A 19531-nucleotide genomic window follows, 5' to 3' on the forward strand; every position below is an offset into this window, starting at 1 on the left:
GCCGTAGCGTTTACCGAAGCACAAGAACAACAACTTCGATATGTGAAACGAGGACAACAACAATGATCATCTACGGTGTCGCCTTTCTGGCGTTCTGCACCCTGGCAGGCATCTTCATCGGCTCGCTGCTGGGGCAACTCATCGGCGTGCCCGCCAACGTAGGCGGTGTCGGCATCGCCATGCTGCTGCTGATATTCCTGGGTAGTTACCTGAAGAACCGCGGACTGTTCACCGGCAAGTCGGAACAGGGCGTGGAGTTCTGGAGCGCCATCTACATCCCCATCGTGGTCGCCATGGCCGCCCAGCAGAATGTCTACGGTGCCCTCAGCGGTGGGCCGATGGCGATCCTGGCGGGTATCGCCGCCGTCGTCGCCGGCTTCGCCCTGGTCCCCGTGCTCAGCCGGATCGGGCAAAAGAAGCCTGAAACCGATGTCACCTCCTCCCTGACCAAAGCACCACGGTGATCGCCATGTACGAATCTCTGCTCAAGGTTGTCACCAGCTACGGCATGCTCAGCGGTTTCGCCATCATCGGCATCACCATGTGGGTGTCGTACTGGATCTCCGACAAGTTCACCAAGGGCCGCCTGCATGGCTCGGCCATCGCCATCCTCCTCGGCCTGTTGCTGTCCTATATCGGCGGCGCCTACACAGGTGGCCAGAAAGGCCTGGTGGACATTCCCCTGTTCGCCGGCATTGGCCTGCTGGGCGGCGCCATGCTGCGTGACTTCGCCATCGTCGCCACCGGCTTCGGGGTCAGTGTCGAGGAACTCAAGCGCGCCGGGTTCGCCGGGGTACTGGCGCTGTTCGTCGGCGTGCTGTCGTCCTTCGTCGCGGGTGTCGCGGTGGCCATGGCGTTCGGTTACACCGACGTGGTCAGCCTGACCACCATCGGCACCGGCGCGGTGACCTACATCGTCGGCCCGGTGACCGGTGCGGCGCTGGGCGCCAGTTCCGACGTGATGGCGCTGTCGATTGCCGCCGGCTTGATCAAGGCGATCCTGGTGATGGTGGCCACGCCTTTCGTCGCGCCTTACATCGGCCTGGACAATCCGCGCAGCGCGGTGATCTTCGGTGGCCTGATGGGCACCTCCAGCGGTGTCGCCGGCGGCCTGGCGGCGACCGATCCCAAGCTGGTGCCCTATGGCTGCCTGACCGCCGCCTTCTACACCGCGCTGGGCTGCCTGCTTGGCCCATCGTTGCTCTACTTTCTGATGCGAGGCCTTCTGGGCTGACCTTTCGCCCGCCGTCATGGCGGGCTTTTTTATGGCCCCGTTCAGGCATGCGTTCAGTCGCGAGGGCGTCGAGATGCCTCTACGCCTGGCGGCTGTACATCCGGCATTCGGCGAGCAGCGCCAGCAGGTTGGGGTCGCGTTCCTTGGCCTTGAGGAACACCACGCCGATATGCTGCTGCAGGTGGTACTTGGCCTGCAGCGGGATCAGCTTCACCCGGTTCTCGTACACCGCCGCCACCCGCCCCGGCAGCAGGGCATAGCCGACGCCGGAGCTGACCATGCTGAGCAGGGTGAAGATGTCCTTCACCTGCATCGCCACCTGCGGTTCGAAGCCGGCCTGCTGGAACACCCGCTCGCCATCGCGGAAGGTGGCATAGCCCTGGGTCAGGGTGATGAAGGTGTCGTTGCGCAGGTCGGCCAGGTCCACCTCGGGCTGTTCGGCGAAGGGCGAGTCGTTCGGTGCGGCGAGGAAGATGTCGTCGGAGAACAGCGCCAGCTGTTCGCAGTCCGGGTCGCTGATGCTGTCGTCGAGCGCGATCAGGATCGCGTCCAGCTCCATGTTCTTCAGCTTGTACAGCAGGTCGACGTTGGAGCCGAGGACCAGGTCGATGTTCAGCTCGCTGCGCCGCAGCTTCAGGCCCATGATCAGTTGCGGCACGGTTTTCACCGTCAGCGAGTAGAGGGCGCCCAGCTTGAAGCGCTCGGCGCCGAAGCCGGCTGCCTCGCGGGTCAGGCGCACCATCTCCTGGGCGTCCTGGATCAGCTTCTGCGCCTTTTCTTCCAGGCAGTAGGCGCTTTCCAGCGGGATCAGGTTGCGCCCCTCGTGCTTGAACAGCGGGCAGCGCAGGGCGCTCTCCAGAGAGTGGATGGCGCGATGCACGCTGACGTTGCTGGTCTGCAGCTCGCTGGCCGCGCGCGCCAGGTTGCCGCTGCGCATGAAGGCGAGAAAGACCTCCAGCTTCTTCAGGGTGAGTTCTTCGTCGATGAGCATCGGCCTGTCCTTTTCCAGCGATGCCCGATTGTGCCGTATCCATGAGGTCCAGCGGTGATTGGCCGGTGCGACTTTGGTGGCAGGTGGCGATGTCTGGAATGCCCCGTCATTTGTCACTTAAACAGTGTTGATATGAGTGAGGGGCAAGGGTTACCGTGCGAGCAGTCCTGCATCGGTACAGGTCCGCGCCTGCGCCATGCTCCGCATCGCTTGAGGAGTATCAGCATGAACGACGTCACTTCGCCGCCCGTAGCCTCCGGCCTGCGGGTCCTGCACGCATTGATCCGCGGCGAGCTGCCCGCTCCGCCCATCGGCGAGACCATGGGGCTGCGTGCGATACAGGTGGAGGCGGGCAGCATCGCCCTGGAGGGGCGCCCGGATCAGCGTCATCTCAATCCGGCCGGCGCCGTGCATGGCGGCTTTGCGGCCACCTGCCTGGACGGTGCTGCGGCGCTGGCGCTGTTCTCCACCCTGGAGGCGGACATGCCGCATTCGACGGTGGACCTCAACGTCAAGTACGTGCGCCCGCTGCGCCCCGGCGAGGTCTATCGGGTGCGCGGCTGGGTCGTCGAACGCACCCGCAGCCTGGCGATCTGTGATGCGCATATCCTCGATGGGCAGGGCAAGTTGTGCGCCAAGGCCACCACCACCTTCGTCATCGGAGTGCCCAGGGCATGAAGGAACTCATCGTTCAAGGGCCCGGCCAGTTGGCCTGGGTCGAGAGCCCCGAGCTGCAACTCACTGCGCCGGCCAGTGCGCTGGTCAGGCCCATCGCCTCGGCTTCCTGTGATCTGGATCGGCGCCTGATCGCTGGCACCACGCCCTTCAAACCACCGTTCGCGCTGGGCCATGAATGCGTGGCCGAGGTGCTGGACGTGGGCTCGGCGGTGCGTAACCTTCGCCGTGGCGACCTGGTTTCGGTGCCATGGAAGATCGCCTGTGGCGCCTGTGCGCAATGTCTGGCCGGACGCTCCAGCGCCTGCACGGCGGTGCCGCGCATGGCTGCCTATGGCGTGCCGGCAGGCGGTCACTGGGGTGGGCTATTTTCCGAGCAGGTGCTGGTGCCATTCGCCGACGCCATGCTGGTGCCCTTGCCGGAAGGGCTCGACCCCGTGGCGGTCGCCAGTGCCAGCGATAACCTGACCGATGCCTGGGTGGCCGCCAGCCGACCGCTGTCCACACGGCAGGATGCCCGTGTGCTGGTGGTCGGTGGTACGGAGAGCCTGGGCGTGCTTGCCGTACAGATGGCGCAGGCCGCCGGCGCGGCCTGCGTGGATTACCTCGACGAGCATCCACTGCGCCAGCAGCTCGCAGCGAGGAGCGGTGCCGGAGTCGATCTGGCAGGGCGCGATCTCGATCGCAGCTACGATCTGGTGATCTCCGCCACGCGCGATCATCAGGCCCTGCGGCGTGGCCTGCTGGCGCTGGCTCCTGGCGGGCATTGCTCGTGCATCGGCATCATCTTCGACGATCCGAAGATTCCATTGTTCGACATGTACCTGCGCGACGTCACCTTCTCGGTCGGCGCCTGCAGCGTGCAGCAGCACATCCCCAAGGTCCTGGACCTGGTGCACGATGGCTGTTGCGATCCGCTGCTGCTCGACCCGCAGGTGGTGGGCTGGGAGGAGGCGCCGCAGGCGCTGATTCAGCCGCTGACCAAGTGCATCATGGTGCGCGAGCGCATCACCTGAGCCTGCTCAGTTGAGCTGCTCGGCCAGGGCCCGCATCACACGGCGCCAGGCATCCTGGCCCTCGATGTCGGTGTTGGCCAGGGCGTCACGCAGGGTGCGCCGCTCCAGTTCGGTGGCCTCGGCCTCCAGCGTCGTACCGGTCTCGCTCAGCGCCAGCAGCTTGAAGCGGTGTCTGCCTGGTTCACGGCGGTACTGCACCAGGTCCTGCTCGAACAGGTGCGACAGCGGACGATGCAGCGCCTGGTTGCTGACGCCCAGTGTGCTCGCCAGTTCGCCGATGCTGATTGCGTCGGCGCGGGCGATCACATACAGAATGCGGTGGTGTACACGGGACAGGCCGCGCGCGTCGAGAAAGCGGTCGGCCTCCACGGTGAGACCACGGAAGCCGAAATGCAGCAGTTCCAGGCTATGGTCGAGCGGGTCCAGCGCTTTCAGGTTCACGGATGCCGTATTGATCTTTTTCTCGATGACCATGGGGGTTCGCGCGGTTTGACGTGACGTACAGCCTAAGGCCTCCACCAGCCTCCTCACAACACGACACAGGAACATCCTCATGCAACTGATCTACGCCGCTGCTTCACCTTTCGCCCGCAAGGTTCGTGTGCTGGCCGCCGAGGCCGGCTTGCTGGCGGACATCGAGCTTCTCGACACCGCCGTGTTGCCGACCACGCTCAACGAGCGGGTCAACCGGGCCAACCCGCTGGGCAAGATACCGGTGCTGCTGCTCGATGATGGGCAGTCGCTGTACGACAGCCGGGTGATCTGTGAGTACCTCGACACCTTGCATCAGGGGTCCAGGCTGTTGCCGGTCGATGCCGGACGCTGGCAGGTGTTGCGCCTGGCGGCCCTGGCCGACGGCCTGATGGAGGCCGCCTTGCTCGCACGTTACGAAAAGGCCGTGCGCGAGCCTGAGCAACAGTCGCAGGCCTGGCTCGATGGCCAGCTGGGCAAGGTGTGGCGGGCGTTGGCCGAGCTGGAGCGTCAGGCCGCACAGCTGCAGGGGCCGCTCGATCTGGCGCAGATCGGCGTGGCCTGCGCCCTGGGCTATCTGGATTTTCGCTTCGCCGACCTCGACTGGCGTGCCACGCATCCGCTGCTGCGTGACTTCCAGCTGGCGTTCTCCGCTCGTGCCTCCATGCAGACCAGCGCGCCGGTGTGAATCCGCTGGCTCGCTGGCGTCCTGGCGGATAGCGCAGCGACGGGCTGCTGGTCTGGATTGAGGTTGCGCCGCGCAACGGCTTCGTGACCGTCTGTCGGTGGAATGGGCGGCGGCATTCGCGAATCCGCGTCTTGACAGGTTTTTGGCGCTCCGCCTCGACACGCCTTTGTCCCTGATATTAAAGGGTTGTTTCCCGTGTGACGGATTTCACGTTAGTGCTCGACGGTAATTTGACTAACTTGAGGGGTGTTCGTTTTTTTGGTCATTGTCTGATCAAAAAATTGACATATCCTTGGTTGGGCTGATTCAATATGCCAGCTTTTTGATGTCAAGTTTCGCTCGGTTTCCGTGGGGTGGAGCCGGTTTCCTGACGTTTATGGGGGAAGTCTCGTCAGAGGCTTTTGTCGAGCAGTAAGCGCACAAGCGCTCTTTCCAGTGCAGTAGGTCATGCAGGTGAAGTCCTCCAAGGGAATTGCCCGGCTTTTCGGCCTGGCGGTCGCATTTTTCGCTTCCACGACATTTGCTCAGCCTGCCAGCGTAGCCTTCTGGTACGCCGATCAGTTGCCCCTGCCCGAGTTGTCGCAGTTCGAGTGGGTGGTGGTCGAGCCCGGTCATGCCTCGTCGAAGGATCTGGATTACCTCAAGGCCCAGGGCAGTGAGGTCTTCGCCTACCTGTCCATTGGTGAATTCGCTGGCGATGTCACCCAGGCGGGGTTGAGCGAGGCGACCAGTGCTGTGCGCAACGCTGCCTGGAACAGCCAGGTGATGGACCTGGACGCGCCGGCCTGGCGCGAATACCTCTTCGAGCGCGCCAGCGCGCTGCGCCAGCAGGGCTACGCCGGTCTGTTCCTCGACACCCTGGACAGCTTCCATCTGCAGGCGCAGGCGCTCCAGGATGGCCAGCGCGAGGCGCTGAAGAGCCTGCTGAACGAACTGCATCGACGTGAACCGACGCTCAAGTTGTTCTTCAACCGTGGCTTCGACGTGTTGCCGGAGCTGCCGGGCGTTGCCGCCGCAGTCGCCGTCGAGTCCCTCTACGCCGGGTGGGATGCGGGCGGTGGCTACAAGACGGTGTCGCAGAGCGACCGTGACTGGTTGCAGCTGCATCTCGACAAGGTGCGAGCCCAGGGCGTTCCGGTGGTGGCGATCGAGTATCTGCCACCAGAGCAGCGTGAACAGGCGCGCCAGCTGGCTGCGCGGCTGAGCCAGGAAGGCTTCATCCCCTACGTGACCTCCCCCGCGCTGAATGCCATGGGTATCGGCGGCGTGGAGGTCCAGCCCCGGCGTATCGCCCTGGTCTACGATGCGCGCGAGGGCGAGCTCGAAGACAACCCGGGGCACGTGCACCTTGGCGGCCTGCTCGAATACCTGGGGTACCGGGTCGACTACTGGCCGGCCGATACCACGCTGCCGCAGCGCCCGCTGAAAGGGCTCTACGCGGGCATCGTGGTATGGATGACCAGCGGTTCGCCGGTGGACCGCGATTATTTCGAGAACTGGTTGGGCCAGCGCCTCGACGAGCAGGTGCCGATTGCCTTTCTCGCCGGGATGCCCACCGAGAACGACAGCCTGCTCGATCGCCTGGGCATCCGCACGCGCTCGCAGGCGGTCGGCAAGGATGCCGTGCTGCTGTCCCACGACGCCACGCTGGTCGGCGGCTTCGAAGCGCCGCTGCGTGTGCGCACGCGGGAAGTTCCGCCGCTGACCGTGACTGCTCCCGAGCGCACCCGGGCGGCGCTTTCCCTGCAGAACGAAGACCGTGTCTACGCGCCGGTGGCCACCGGGGACTGGGGCGGCTACGCGATGGCGCCCTATGTGTTCGAGGAAGGCCTCGACCATCGGCGCTGGATGCTCGACCCGTTCGCCTTCATTGCCCGTGCCTTCAAGTTGCCGGCGTTGCCGCGCCCCGACAGCACCACGGAGAACGGCCGGCGCATCGCCACCGTACACCTGGACGGCGATGGTTTCGTGTCCCGTGCCGAAGTCCCCGGTTCGCCTTACTCGGGTATCCAGGTGCTGGAGGATTTCATCAATCCCTACCCGTTGCTGACCTCGGTGTCGGTGATCGAGGGCGAAGTCGGTCCGCGAGGGATGTACCCGCACCTGGCGCGTGAGCTGGAGCCCATCGCCCGCAAGATCTTCGCCAACCCCAAGGTCGAGGTCGCCAGCCATACCTTCAGCCACCCGTTCTTCTGGCAGCCGGAAAAGGCCTCGCAGCGCGAGAACTTCGAGGCGGAATACGGCTACATGATGGCCATTCCGGGCTACAAGACGCTGGACCTCACGCGTGAGGTCGTCGGCACGCGGGACTACATCAACCAGCGCCTGACCACTCCGAAGAAGCCGGTGAAGATGATCTTCTGGTCCGGCGATGCCATGCCCAGCGCCGAAACCATCAAGCTGGCGTATGACAGCGGCCTGCCGAACGTCAACGGCGGCAACACCGTGCTGACCAAGGCCTACCCTTCGCTGACCGGTCTCTATCCGCTGATCCGGCCGACCTCCGGTGGGCTGCACTTCTACGCCCCGGTGATCAACGAGAACGTCTACACCAACCTGTGGACGGGGCCCTACTACGGCTTCCGCGACGTCCAGGATACCTTCGCGCTGACCGACAGTCCGCGCCGCCTGCGCGGCTTCCACCTCTATTACCATTTCTACTCGGGGACCAAGCAGGCCTCCATCCGGGCCATGCGCCAGACCTACCAGACCATTCTCGATGGCCAGCCGCTGTCGCTGTGGATGAGCGACTACATCAAGCGGGTCGAGGGACTGTACCGCGCCAGCCTGGCCAGGCGCAGCGACGACAGCTGGCAGGTGAAGGGCCTGGTAGGCATGCGCACGCTGCGCCTGGATCCGGCCCTGGGCTGGCCGGACCTGGCCCGCTCCAGGGGCGTCGCCGGGGTGCGTGATCTGCCGCAGGGGCGCTACGTGCACCTGAGCGGCGCCGATGCGCTGCTGGCCCTGCGCGACACCCGTGACCCGCGCCCGGCACTGGAAGAGGCGAACATTCCGCTGACCGCCTGGCGTTACCTGGACGACAAGCGCGTGACGTTTTCCTTCCAGGGCGAGTTTCCGCTCAGTTTCAGCGTGCGCTCGGCCGGTTCGTGCCATGTGAAGGCAGGGGGCGGCCGGTTCAGCGGCACGCACGACGATGGCGTATGGCACTTCGAATTGCCGATGAAGCAGGTGAGCGATGCGCAACTCATCTGTAACTAAGAAAAAGGTGCCGCGCACACGCCTGCTCAACCCCTGGATGATCCTGCTGGTTGCCGGGTTCGTGGTGGCGTTGCTGGCGCTGTCGTACAAGAGCGAGGACGTGTTCCTGCCGGACGCGGACGACCGGCCGGACGCCGTCGCCATCAGTTACACCGAACTGCTGATCAAGGCCCACCCGGAAGACGACAAGCTCAAGCTGCGCCTGATCGATCAGCTGATTCAGGTCGGTGACTTCACCCGTGCCCGCGAATACCTGGAGCAGTTGCAGGGCCGTCTGCTGTCCGCGACTCCCTTCTACTCGGCGATGCTCGACGTGCTGCGTGCCCAGGCCCAGCCGGACGGTATCAGCGATGCACAGCGGGCGGCGCTGATCGACGAACTGCGCAGCCTGAAGATCGCCGACCTGGACAATGCCATGCTGGAGCGCCTGGCGCGTTACTCGCTGGAGATCGGCGGGCTGGACGTCGCCGTGCTGGCCTACCGCGAGCTGGCCGAGCGCGACAGCGAGAAGCGCACGCACTGGCTGGGCGAGGCGGCGATCTGGAGCCTGGCCAACAACGACCAGAGTGGCGCGGCGCAGCTCTATGAGCAGCTGGCGGCGGAAGACAGCGACCCGCAGGTGCGCATGGAGCACCTGCGGGAAGCGTTCGACGCCCTGCTCGCGGCGAATCATCCCGAGCAGGCGGCGCAACTGCTGGCCCTGCACCTGGATGAACTCGACGCGCAACAGGCTTCCCTCGACTGGCTGGCAGCCGGTGTCGATGCCGCCCAGGGCGGGCGTCGCTACGACCTGGCGGAAAGCTTCATTCAGCGCTGGCTGAGCCTGAAGAGGGACGACCCGCGTGCGCTGACCGCCGATTTCCACCTGAGCCTGGCATCCGGTGCGGTCGACCGGGCCTGGCAGCTGGCGCCCGAGTTGCTGGCGCTGACGCCCGGCGACTACGACATGGTGGCCGAAGTGGCGCGCCTGGCCGAGTGGACCGGGCACACCCAGCAGGCGTTGAGCTACTGGGTGCAGATGCTGGCACAGCGCGAAGATCCTGAACTGCGCGAGCGTATCTGGCGCTACGCCCTGCAGCTGTTCGATTTCGACCAGGTGATCGCGACGCTGTCCACCATCGACGCCCACCGGCAGATGACCGATGTGGAGATCGATACCCTGGTCTACAGCCACGAGACCCGCGGCACTCCCGAGGACGCCGAGGCCTGGCTGGTGGCCTACCTGCAGCGCTATCCCAATCACCTGTTCGCGCGGCAGCGCCTGCGCATGCTGCTGGAGAACACGCAGCAGTTCAGGAAAGAGGTGGAGCAGTGGCAGGCCCTGGCTGCACGCGGGCCGCTGACGATCAAGGAGCGTATCCGCTGGGCCAAGGTGCACTGGAACCTGTTCGAGCCGGACCAGGCCTGGCAGGTGCTGACCGCAGCCGATTCACCCGAGGTGGACGATCCCGAGTTCTGGCAGCTGCGCGCCAATCTGGCCTGGGAGCTCGAGCGCGATGGGGAAGTGCGCGCCTCGTACGATCGCCTGCTGAGTCTGAAGGTGCCCCTGGAAATGGAGGATGAGGATCGCCTGATTCGCCTGTACTGGGATATCGACCCCAAGCGCTCCCTGCAGATACTCAGCGATAGCTGGCAGCGCACGGGGCGGGTGACGCGTCTGATCGTCGCGCTGGAGTTGGCGGAGCAACTGGGTGACTGGAATGCCCTGAGAATGCTGCTGGCCGGCGCGGAACAGTCGCCCAATGGACGCGACAACTCGCAGTATTGGGTTGCCCGTGCCGCGCTGGCTGCCCAGGACGGCAACTTCGACCAGGCCCAGGCCTACTACCAGCAGGCGCTGGCGTTGTTCCCCAGCGACAATCTGGTGCGCCAGCGCATCCTGTGGTTCTACATCGACAACACCCAGCGTGACTCGCTGACGCAACTGCTGCCGGAGTGGCGTGCGCTGGCCGTGACGGACAGCCGGCTGTGGCTGCCCTATGCCACCGGCTACATGTTGCTCAACAACACCCAGGAATCCTTGCGCTGGTTCCGTCAGTACCTCAAGTCGAACCCATCGGATCGTCTGGTGCTCGCGGCCTATGCCGATGCGGCCGAGGCCGCCGGCTACGAGGACCTGGCCTGGCGTCTGCGCCGTCAGCTGCTGCGCGACCTCAATCTGCAACGCGTCACCGCGACGCCCGAAGGCTATGCCATGTACCTGCGCCTGCTGGCCGGGTCGCAGGGCACGCTGACGTCGCTGGCGCAGGCGAAGCGTCTGTGGAACGGCGAGCAGGCGACGCTGCAGCTGTGGTTCGAGCATTTCCTCGAGCGCCTCGATGCCGGCAACCAGTCGGCGCTGAAGGACGACTGGCTGGCCTGGGGGGCAGCGCGCGGGCTGAAGGCCGGCAGCTACGACGAGATCCAGCAGGCCCTGCGCAACGACAACCACGCGCAGATGCAGCGTCTGCTCGAACGTGGTGGACTCGACGCAGCGCATACGGTGGAAGTGCTCTCGCGTCTCGGCCATGAGGGCGAAGCGCTGGCCTCGGGACTCAGTGCCCAGGGCGATGGGCAACCGGGCTCGATCCGCCAGCAACTGCTCTACCAGACCACCGGCATGCTCGAGCGCTCCCCGCAGGGCCTGCAACTGGGCTGGCGCAAGACCGACTTCGGCGACCTGGACTTCAAGGGGCCGCGCCTGCAGGTGGCCCGCTCCCTCGGCGATGACTGGTATGCCGACCTGCAGCTCGAGCAGGGCCGCTATAACAGCTCGAACCTGGACAGCGCGGTACTCGGCAACGAGCACAACCTCCAGCTGGAGGCGCGCCGTACGCTGGACGACGGCGACCTGCGCCTGATTCTCGACAGCAGCCTGCGCGACGACGAGGACCGTCATGGCCTGGGCATCGAACGTAGCTGGCGCCTGAGCTCGCGTGATGAGTTGGGGCTGGCGCTCGACTGGCACCGCGAGGCCGAAGACACCGGCCTGCTGCGCGCCCTGGGCATGCGCGACGGCGTGCGTCTCCGGGGCCAGCACGGCTTCTCCGCGCGTGACCAGTTGAGCTGGTCGCTGACGCACAACCGCTACAGTTCCCGGCAGGGCGATGCCATCGGCAGCGGCCAGGGCGTGTCGCTGGAGTGGGGCCACATGGTGTTCTTCGACGACCCGTCCTGGTTGTTGCGCTCGGGCGTGGACTATCAGCACAACAGCGTGGAGAGCGAGGTCGCCTCTGACCTGCTCAACGTCAATGGCGGTGCCTACATTCCGTTCGACAACGAGCCGGGCGCCACGATCGAAGGCACCGAGCTGATGCAGAGCCGCTATGGTCAGCTCTATGTCGCCAGCACCTGGCGGCGAGGCTTCCCGGGCGCCCTGAACAGGACACGTCCGCAGTTCACCTGGATGATCGATACCCTCGCCGGCTGGCAGTGGACGGAGCGGCAATTCAACTACGGCATCAACGTCGGCATCGGCGTCGAGCTGTTCGGCGACGACGAGCTGGCCATGACCCTCGGTTACCAGTCTGCCCCGAGAGGGGGGGAGGGTGATCCCGGTGGTTCGCTCGGTATTACCTACAGCACCCGTTTCGGGCGCTAAGCAAGGATTCTCAAAGGAGGAATGAAGATGCAAAGCATACGTTGCCTGGCCCTGGTGGCCATTGCACTGTTCGTCACGGGTTGCTCCAGTTTCAGCGGCGGCGGCAACCAGACGCTGCCGCGCGATGCCTCGTGGGGCGTCGCCCCGCTGGTCAACTATGCCCAGGCGCCGCAGGCCGGCGAGCGCGCCGAGCAGATCCTGATCAGCATCCTGGCTGAGGAGGGTGTGACCCCGCTGATGTACCCGCAGCAACCGCAGAAGGACCTGCTGCTGCAGGACGACCGTGAGCGTCAGAGCCAGGCGCTGGCCTGGGCGCGTGAGCAGAAGCTGGCCTACGTGATCACTGGTAGCGTGGAAGAGTGGCAGTACAAGAACGGCCTGGACGGCGAGCCGGCAGTCGGCATCAGCCTGCAGATTCTCGAACCGGCCAGCGGTCGTGTGGTCTGGAGTTCCAGTGGCGCACGCGCCGGCTGGTCCCGTGAGAGCGTTGCAGGTGCTGCCCAGAAAGTGCTGCGCAAACTGGTAGGTAACCTCGACTTCGAGTAATCACGATGCAGTCTGCCCACAAGGATTTCACTCTAGCGCCAAGGGCCAGCGGCCGCGTTTCCTGGTGGGAAAGCTGCCTGCTGACGCTCCTGGCCCTCGGTTTCGGCTACTGGCTGTCGCCGGCGGACCCGCTGCTCGTGGCAGCGTCGTTCCCCTGGATGATCCTGGTGCCGATACTGCTCGGTGTTCGCTACGGATTCCTCCAGGGGCTGTTCAGTGCGGCGCTGCTGATCGCGGCGCTGTTCGTGTTGCGCATCGCGGGGCACGAGCTGTACGCGGATACGCCAGCCTCCTTCATCGTCGGCATGCTGCTGTGCAGCATGCTGGTCGGCGAATTCCGCGACATCTGGGAACGCCGTCTGGAGCGCCTGAGCCTGGCCAACGAATACCGCCAGCTGCGCCTCGATGAGTTCACCCGTTCCCACCACATCCTGCGCATTTCCCACGACCGCCTGGAACAGCGGGTGGCCGGCAACGACCAGAGCCTGCGCAGCTCGCTGCTCAGCCTGCGCCAGCAACTGCGTGCGCTGCCGGGGGATCAGGATGCGCTGAAGACGCTGGCCGACTCGGTGCTGTCGCTACTCGGCCAGTACGGCTCGCTGCGGATCGCGGGGCTGTACCGGGTCATCGACAACCAGCGTATCGCCCAGCAGCCGCTGGCCATACTGGGGGAGATGGGCGAGCTCAAGGGCAACGACATCCTGCTGAAGCAGTGCCTGGAGCGTGGCGAGCTGGTCAGCGTGCGTTCCGACGTGCTCGATCGTGGAGAGGGCGGGCGCCATTCGATGTTGCAGGCCTGTGTGCCGCTGATCGACACCGAGGAGCGCATCCTGGCCGTGCTGGCCATTCAGCAGATGCCGTTCTTCATGTTCCATGAGCGCAGCTTCAGCCTGCTGGCCATTCTCGCCGGGCACATCGCCGACCTGCTGATGAGCGATGCGCTGGCCCTGCAGCTGCCGGATGCCGACGCCCAGCAATATTCGCAGCTGCTCAAGCGCTCGCTCAGCGATGCGCGCGATCATGGCCTGCCGGCCAGCCTCTTCGCCTTCGAGCTGGCGGAGGACAACGGCGAGGAGGTCCAGCGCCTGCTGGAGAGCAGCCAGCGTGGTCTGGACGTGCAACTGAAGGTGATCAACGGGCGCGACAGTCGCCTGGTGCTGGTCCTCCTGCCGCTGACGTCGGGCGAGGGCTCCAAGGGCTATCTGGTGCGTCTGAAGCAACTCTTCGCCGAGCGCTTCGGCCAGGGTCGCGAGCTCGAGTCACTGGGTGTGCAGACCCATCGGTTCCTCTTCGAAGGTGGCGACGAGCGCGATGCGCTGCGGCACTTCCTGTTCAACGAGTGTGCCCTGAATGATCAGCAAGTGGCTGTTTAGCGGCGCCGCGCTGCTCGAACTGGGCAGCTGGGCCAGTGCGGTCAGCGACCTGCCGGCACACCAGGCAGCGTTGCTGTATGCCTCCGCGCATGGCCTGGGCAGCGCCATGCTGACCGCCGGCATCTGGCTGCTGCTGCCACGCCGCTATCGCTTCCCGCTGCCGTGGAGCCCGCTGTTCATCTTCAGCCTGTCGTTCTTCATTCCGCTGATCGGCATGATCGGCGTCGCCCTGGCGCTGTTCCCCGCGCTCTACCTGCCGCGCAAGCGCAAGGTCCAGCCCTGGGAAGCGACGGCGGTGCCCGAGCTGCCGTTCCGCCCACGGGAGCGCACGCGCGAACTGATGTTCAGCGACGGCGGCCTGCAGGACGTGCTGCGCCACGCGCCGGACCCGGACCAGCGCCTGACGGCGATCTTCGCCACGCGGCGCATGCGCAGCAAGGAAGCCATCCCGATTCTCAAGCTGGCCCTGCGCGACCCCTCCGATGACGTGCGCCTGCTGGCCTACTCGATGCTCGACCAGCGCGAGAGCCGCATCAACCAGCGCATCGAACAGGCGCTGGCGAGCATGGAAAAGACCAAGGCCGAGCGCAAGTTCGCCCTGCATGGCCAGCTGGCGCGCTGGTACTGGGAGCTGGCCTACGTCGGCCTGGCCCAGGGCAGCGTGCTCGAGCACGTGCTGCAGCAGGCCTGGAGCCATGTCGGCACGGCGCTGCAGGGCGAGCCGAGTGGCGAGCTGCATCTGCTGGCCGGGCGTATCGCCATGGAACTGGGCAACCTGGACGAAGCCTCGTCCCAGTTCGAGCAGGCGGCGCAGACCGGCACGGGCGCGGCGCAGCTGGCGCCCTACCAGGCCGAGATCGCCTTCCGCCGGCAACGCTACGACGAAATCCCGCAGATGCTGGCCAGCATGCCGGCTGACATGTTGCAACGCCCCCCCTTCGCGGCATTGGCAAAATACTGGCTATGAGTGAGAAAACCACCGTTCCCGACGTGCAGAACGTCGATATCTGCCTGCTGCTCGAGGGTACCTGGCCGTACGTGCGCGGCGGTGTTTCCAGCTGGATCAACCAGCTGATCCTGGGCCTGCCCGAGCTGACCTTCTCGGTGCTGTTCATCGGCGGCCAGAAGGAGGCCTACGGCAAGCGGCACTATGCGATTCCGGACAATGTCGTGCACATCCAGGAGCACTTCCTCGAGGACGCCTGGAGCGCCATGCCCGCGACCAGCTCGCGGGCGACGCCGGAGCTCGCCGAGCTGATGATGGACGTGCACCGCTTCCTGCATTACCCGGAAGAACCGGGCAGCGAGCAGGGCGATGCCTTCGTCGACACCCTGGCGGTGGGGCGCATCGGCCGCGAGGCGTTCATGCAGAGCCGCGCCAGCTGGGACGCCATCGTCGATGGCTACACCCAGCACTGCGCCGACCCCTCGTTCGTCAACTACTTCTGGACGCTGCGCTCGATGCAGGCGCCGCTGTTCATGCTCGCCGAGGTGTCCCGGAGCCTGCCGCGGGCGCGCATGCTGCACTCCATCTCGACCGGCTACGCCGGCCTGCTCGGTAGCGTGCTGCAGCGCCGCTGGGGTTGCCACTACCTGCTCAGCGAGCACGGCATCTACACCAAGGAGCGCAAGATCGACCTGGCCCAGGCGGGCTGGATCGCCGAGAGCCCGGACGAGCGCCTGAGCACCGGCCTGGATGCGGAAGTCAGCTACATCCGCCGCCTGTGGATCCGCTTCTTCGAGCGCATCGGCCTGATCACCTATCGCTCGGCGCATTCGATCATCGCCCTGTACGAAGGCAATCGCCTGCGCCAGGTCAGCGATGGGGCGCCGGCCGAGCGTACCCGGGTCATTCCCAACGGCATCGACCTCGACAGCTGGGACCAGGCGCTGGCCAGCCGTCCCGAGGGCGTACCGGCGGTGGCGGGGCTGGTCGGGCGCGTGGTGCCGATCAAGGACGTCAAGACCTTCATCCGCGCCATCCGTGGCGTGGTCAGTGTCATCCCGGAGGCCGAGGGCTGGATCGTCGGCCCGGAAGAGGAAGACCCCGACTACGCCGCCGAATGCCACAGCCTGGTGGCGAGTCTCGGCCTGCAGGACAAGGTGCGCTTTCTCGGTTTCCGCCAGGTGCGCGAGGTCGTCCCGCAGCTGGGCGTGATGGTCCTGACCTCGATCAGCGAGGCGCAGCCGCTGGTGGTGCTGGAGGCCTGGGCGGCCGGTACGCCGGTGGTGACCAGCGACGTCGGCTCCTGCCGCGAGCTGGTCGAGGGCTTCAGCGAGGAGGATCGCCAACTCGGTACGGCTGGCGAGGTGGTGGCGATCGCCGATCCCCAGGCCACCTCGCGGGCGATTCTCTCCCTGCTGCGCGATCCGCAGCGCTGGCATGCCGCCCAGGCGGTGGGCCTCGAACGCGTGCGGCGCTACTACACCGAAGAACTGATGCTCGCCCGTTACCGCGAGCTGTACCGCGAAGGCACGGAGAGCGCGTAGATGGCCGGCATAGGTTTTGAACTGAGGAAGATCCTCTCCAAGGACTCCTACACCTCGACGATGCGCGCCTACCTGTATGCCGGCCTGATCAGCTCCGGCCCCTGGGTGCTGTCGATCATCAGCGTGATGCTCATCGGTGTGCTGAGCCTGGGGGCGGTGCTGCCGGAAACGCTGATCGGCCAGTTCCTGGTCACGGTGACCTACCTGATGGCCACGTCGCTGATCCTGACCGGCGGCCTGCAGCTGTTCTTCACCCGCTTCGTCTCCGATCGCCTGTTCGAGCGCCGCCTGGACATGATCCTGCCCAACCTGGTGGGCATCCTGCTGCTGGTCACGGTGTTCTCCGGGCTGCTGGCGATCGTCGTGCTGAGCCTGCTGTTCGAGCAGTCGTTCTCCTACCGCCTGCTGGTGATGGCCAACTTCGTCGTGCTCTGCAACCTGTGGCTGGTGATCATCTTCCTGTCGGGGATGAAGGCGTACAACCGCATCCTCGGGGTGATGTTTCTCGGCTATTCGCTGATGGTGGCATCGGCCTACCTGCTGCGCTTCCTGAACATCGACGGCCTGCTGCTGGGCCTGCTGATCGGCCACTCCAGCCTGCTGTTCATCTTCCTCTTCGACATCCTCCGCGAGTATCCGGCCGAGCGCCTGGTCGCCTTCGACTTCCTCAAGCGCCGCCAGGTGTTCATCAGCCTGCTGCTGACCGGGCTCTGCTACAACCTGGGCATCTGGATCGACAAGTTCATCTTCTGGTTCAACCCGACGACCTCGGAAGCGGTGATCGGCCCGTTGCGCGCCTCGATTCTCTACGACCTGCCGATCTTCCTCGCCTACCTGTCGATCATCCCCGGCATGGCCGTGTTCCTGGTGCGCATCGAGACGGACTTCGCCGAATGGTACGAGCGCGTCTACGACGCGATCCGGGGAGGTGAAACCCTGCAGCACATCGGCTGGCTGAAGGAGCAGATGATCCTGGCGATCCGTCAGGGCCTGATGGAAATCTGCAAGGTGCAGGGCCTGACGCTGGTGCTGCTGCTCCTGCTGGCGCCGCAGCTGCTGTCGTGGCTGGGCATCTCCCACTACTACCTGCCGCTGTTCTACATCGACGTGATCGGCGTGAGCATCCAGGTCGTGTTCATGGCCCTGCTCAACGTGTTCTTCTACCTGGACAAGCGCGCCATCGTGCTTGAACTGTGCGTGCTGTTCGTACTGGCCAACGGTGCGTTGACCCTGTTCAGCCAGATGCTCGGCCCGACCTTCTTCGGCTACGGCTTCACCCTGTCGCTGCTGCTGTGCGTGCTGCTGGGCCTGTACCGGCTCAATGACGCGCTGGAAGACCTGGAGTTCGAGACCTTCATGCTCAGTCGCTGACTGCGCAGCAGCTGCAAGACCTGCCGGCCCGCCAGAGGGCCGGCGCGCCCTTCGCTGCCGCGCTGCAGCGACGTTCCTCCATATTTCGGACCTCACCGCCGCCACTGGGCAGGCTGCCGTGCCCGATCGCCTGCAGGAAAGCCGCGAGACTGCCGGGGGAGGACAAATACCTAAGTCATCACTTATCATACGTCCTACAACTGTGCAGACGGTTGCGAATCCCGGCATTGCCGCCGGGCTCATACAGTGTCCCGATGGCGCCCCGTTCGCCATCATCTGACAGGAGAACGCCATGCTGAGTCTGACTGGCCACAATTACATCGGCGGTGAGCGCCGTGCTGCGGGCACCGTGGAGCACAAGAGCCTCGACGCCAGCAGCGGTGAAGCGCTGCCCTACACCTTCATCCAGGCCACGCCGGAAGAAGTCGACGCCGCTGCCCAGGCCGCTGCCGCCGCCTATCCGCTCTATCGCAACCTGTCGGCCGTGCGCCGCGCCGAGTTCCTCGAGGCCATCGCCGACGAGATCGACGCCCTCGGCGACGACTTCGTCGCGCTGGTCAGCCGCGAGACGGCGCTGCCGGCTGCCCGCATCCAGGGCGAGCGAGGCCGTACAAGCGGCCAGATGCGCCTGTTCGCCAAGGTCCTGCGTCGCGGCGACTTCTACGGTGCACGCATCGACCGCGCCCTGCCGGAGCGCCAGCCGCTGCCGCGTCCTGACCTGCGCCAGTACCAGATCGGCGTCGGCCCGGTCGCGGTCTTCGGTGCCAGCAACTTCCCGCTTGCCTTCTCCACCGCCGGTGGCGATACCGCGTCGGCCCTGGCGGCCGGCTGCCCGGTGGTGTTCAAGGCGCACAGCGGCCACATGGCGACCGCCGAGTGCGTGGCTGATGCGCTGATCCGCGCCGCCGAGAAAACCGGCATGCCCAAGGGCGTGTTCAACATGATCTTCGGCGGTGGCGTCGGCGAGATCCTGGTCAAGCACCCGGCCATCCAGGCCGTAGGCTTCACCGGTTCGCTGAAAGGCGGTCGTGCTCTGTGCGACATGGCCGCTGCCCGTCCGCAGCCGATCCCAGTGTTCGCCGAGATGTCCAGCGTCAACCCGGTGATCGTCCTGCCGGGTGCACTGAAGGCGCGCGGCTCCACCGTGGCCAAGGAACTGGCCGGCTCCGTGGTCCTGGGTTGCGGTCAGTTCTGCACCAACCCGGGCCTGGTCATCGGCATTCGCAGTGCCGAGTTCAGCGAGTTCGTCGCCGGGCTGGCCGATGCCATCGGCGCACAACCGGCGCAGACCATGCTCAACGCCGGCACCCTGCGCAGCTATGCCAACGGTGTGGCGCAGCTCAGCGGGCATGCCCGGGTCAGCCGCCTGGCAGGCAACGAGCAGGCCGGCAACCAGGCCCAGCCGCAACTGTTCAAGGCCGACGTCAGCATGCTGCTGGAAGGTGACCACCTGCTGCAGGAAGAAGTCTTCGGCCCGACCACCATCGTCGTCGAAGTCGCCGACAGCGCCGAGCTGACCCGCGCCCTGCAGAGCATGCACGGCCAGCTGACCGCGACCCTGATTGCCGAACGCGACGACCTCGACGCCTTCCGCGACCTGCTGCCGCTGCTGGAAGTCAAAGCCGGCCGCGTGCTGCTCAACGGCTACCCGACCGGCGTGGAAGTCTGTGATGCCATGGTCCATGGCGGCCCGTACCCGGCGACCTCCGACGCCCGTGGCACGTCCGTCGGCACCCTGGCCATCCACCGCTTTCTGCGTCCGGTGTGCTACCAGAACTACCCGGACGATGTCCTGCCAGAGGCCCTGCAGAACGCCAACCCGCTGGGTATCCAGCGCCTGGTCGACGGCGTGCACAGCCGCGACGCGCTGAGCTGAT

General features: G+C 65.7%; 15 protein-coding genes. 13 read left to right on the forward strand and 2 right to left on the reverse strand.

The window, feature by feature from the left end:
* Nucleotides 1–62: 62 nt before the first annotated feature.
* Nucleotides 63–464, forward strand: coding sequence for a malonate transporter subunit MadL (gene madL, locus JLK41_RS00985; RefSeq protein WP_037056835.1), 402 nt, complete (start codon nt 63–65; stop codon nt 462–464).
* A 5-nt stretch (nt 465–469) separates the two neighbouring features.
* Nucleotides 470–1234 (forward strand): malonate transporter subunit MadM, encoded by a 765-nt coding sequence (gene madM, locus JLK41_RS00990; protein ID WP_037056837.1) that lies wholly within the window; start codon nt 470–472, stop codon nt 1232–1234.
* A gap of 79 nt (nt 1235–1313) precedes the next feature.
* Here madM and JLK41_RS00995 read toward each other — a convergent pair whose 3' ends face one another.
* The gene (locus JLK41_RS00995; RefSeq protein ID WP_037056840.1) at nt 1314–2225 is read right to left on the reverse strand and encodes a LysR family transcriptional regulator; all 912 of its coding nucleotides are present in this window, start codon (nt 2223–2225) and stop codon (nt 1314–1316) included.
* A gap of 225 nt (nt 2226–2450) precedes the next feature.
* Here JLK41_RS00995 and JLK41_RS01000 point away from each other — a divergent pair, with 225 nt between their 5' ends.
* Entirely contained in the window at nt 2451–2903 is a 453-nt protein-coding gene (locus JLK41_RS01000) for a PaaI family thioesterase (protein ID WP_047587627.1), read from the forward strand.
* Nucleotides 2900–3916, forward strand: coding sequence for a zinc-dependent alcohol dehydrogenase (locus JLK41_RS01005; protein WP_210390162.1), 1017 nt, complete (start codon nt 2900–2902; stop codon nt 3914–3916). The genes JLK41_RS01000 and JLK41_RS01005 overlap by 4 nt, the downstream gene beginning before the upstream one ends.
* A 6-nt stretch (nt 3917–3922) precedes the next feature.
* Here JLK41_RS01005 and JLK41_RS01010 read toward each other — a convergent pair whose 3' ends face one another.
* Nucleotides 3923–4390, reverse strand: a complete 468-nt coding sequence (locus JLK41_RS01010; protein ID WP_037056849.1) for a MarR family winged helix-turn-helix transcriptional regulator — start codon at nt 4388–4390, stop codon at nt 3923–3925.
* A 79-nt stretch (nt 4391–4469) separates the two neighbouring features.
* On the opposite strand from JLK41_RS01010, the gene JLK41_RS01015 reads away from it, so the two are divergent.
* From JLK41_RS01015 to JLK41_RS01055, 9 genes are all read left to right on the forward strand, one after another.
* Complete coding sequence (locus JLK41_RS01015) at nt 4470–5075, forward strand: glutathione S-transferase (protein ID WP_210390163.1); 606 nt, start codon at nt 4470–4472, stop codon at nt 5073–5075.
* A gap of 447 nt (nt 5076–5522) precedes the next feature.
* The gene (locus JLK41_RS01020) at nt 5523–8294 is read left to right on the forward strand and encodes a bifunctional glycoside hydrolase/polysaccharide deacetylase family protein (protein ID WP_210390164.1); all 2772 of its coding nucleotides are present in this window, start codon (nt 5523–5525) and stop codon (nt 8292–8294) included.
* On the forward strand, nt 8272–11874 hold the full coding sequence (locus tag JLK41_RS01025) for a tetratricopeptide repeat protein (RefSeq protein ID WP_210390165.1): 3603 nt from the start codon (nt 8272–8274) through the stop codon (nt 11872–11874). The genes JLK41_RS01020 and JLK41_RS01025 overlap by 23 nt, the downstream gene beginning before the upstream one ends.
* 27 nt (nt 11875–11901) lie before the next feature.
* Complete coding sequence (locus JLK41_RS01030) at nt 11902–12420, forward strand: hypothetical protein (RefSeq protein ID WP_037056873.1); 519 nt, start codon at nt 11902–11904, stop codon at nt 12418–12420.
* 5 nt (nt 12421–12425) lie between these two features.
* A complete protein-coding gene (locus tag JLK41_RS01035) occupies nt 12426–13793 on the forward strand; it encodes a PelD GGDEF domain-containing protein (protein ID WP_210390166.1) in 1368 nt (455 codons plus the stop codon).
* Nucleotides 13771–14760, forward strand: a complete 990-nt coding sequence (locus JLK41_RS01040; RefSeq protein ID WP_037056857.1) for a HEAT repeat domain-containing protein — start codon at nt 13771–13773, stop codon at nt 14758–14760. The genes JLK41_RS01035 and JLK41_RS01040 overlap by 23 nt, the downstream gene beginning before the upstream one ends.
* Nucleotides 14757–16283 (forward strand): GT4 family glycosyltransferase PelF, encoded by a 1527-nt coding sequence (gene pelF, locus JLK41_RS01045; RefSeq protein ID WP_052178259.1) that lies wholly within the window; start codon nt 14757–14759, stop codon nt 16281–16283. Before JLK41_RS01040 ends, pelF begins: the two co-directional genes overlap by 4 nt.
* Nucleotides 16284–17654 carry an exopolysaccharide Pel transporter PelG gene (gene pelG / locus JLK41_RS01050; protein ID WP_210390167.1) on the forward strand — a complete coding sequence of 457 codons (1371 nt, stop codon included), beginning with the start codon at nt 16284–16286 and terminating at the stop codon, nt 17652–17654.
* A 292-nt stretch (nt 17655–17946) separates the two neighbouring features.
* Nucleotides 17947–19530 (forward strand): aldehyde dehydrogenase (NADP(+)), encoded by a 1584-nt coding sequence (locus JLK41_RS01055; RefSeq protein WP_210390168.1) that lies wholly within the window; start codon nt 17947–17949, stop codon nt 19528–19530.
* The last annotated feature ends 1 nt before the right edge of the window (nt 19531 follow it).

It is taken from the genome of Ectopseudomonas khazarica, assembly GCF_017915135.1.
In the GTDB taxonomy this organism is placed as follows: Bacteria; Pseudomonadota; Gammaproteobacteria; order Pseudomonadales; family Pseudomonadaceae; genus Aquipseudomonas; species Aquipseudomonas khazarica.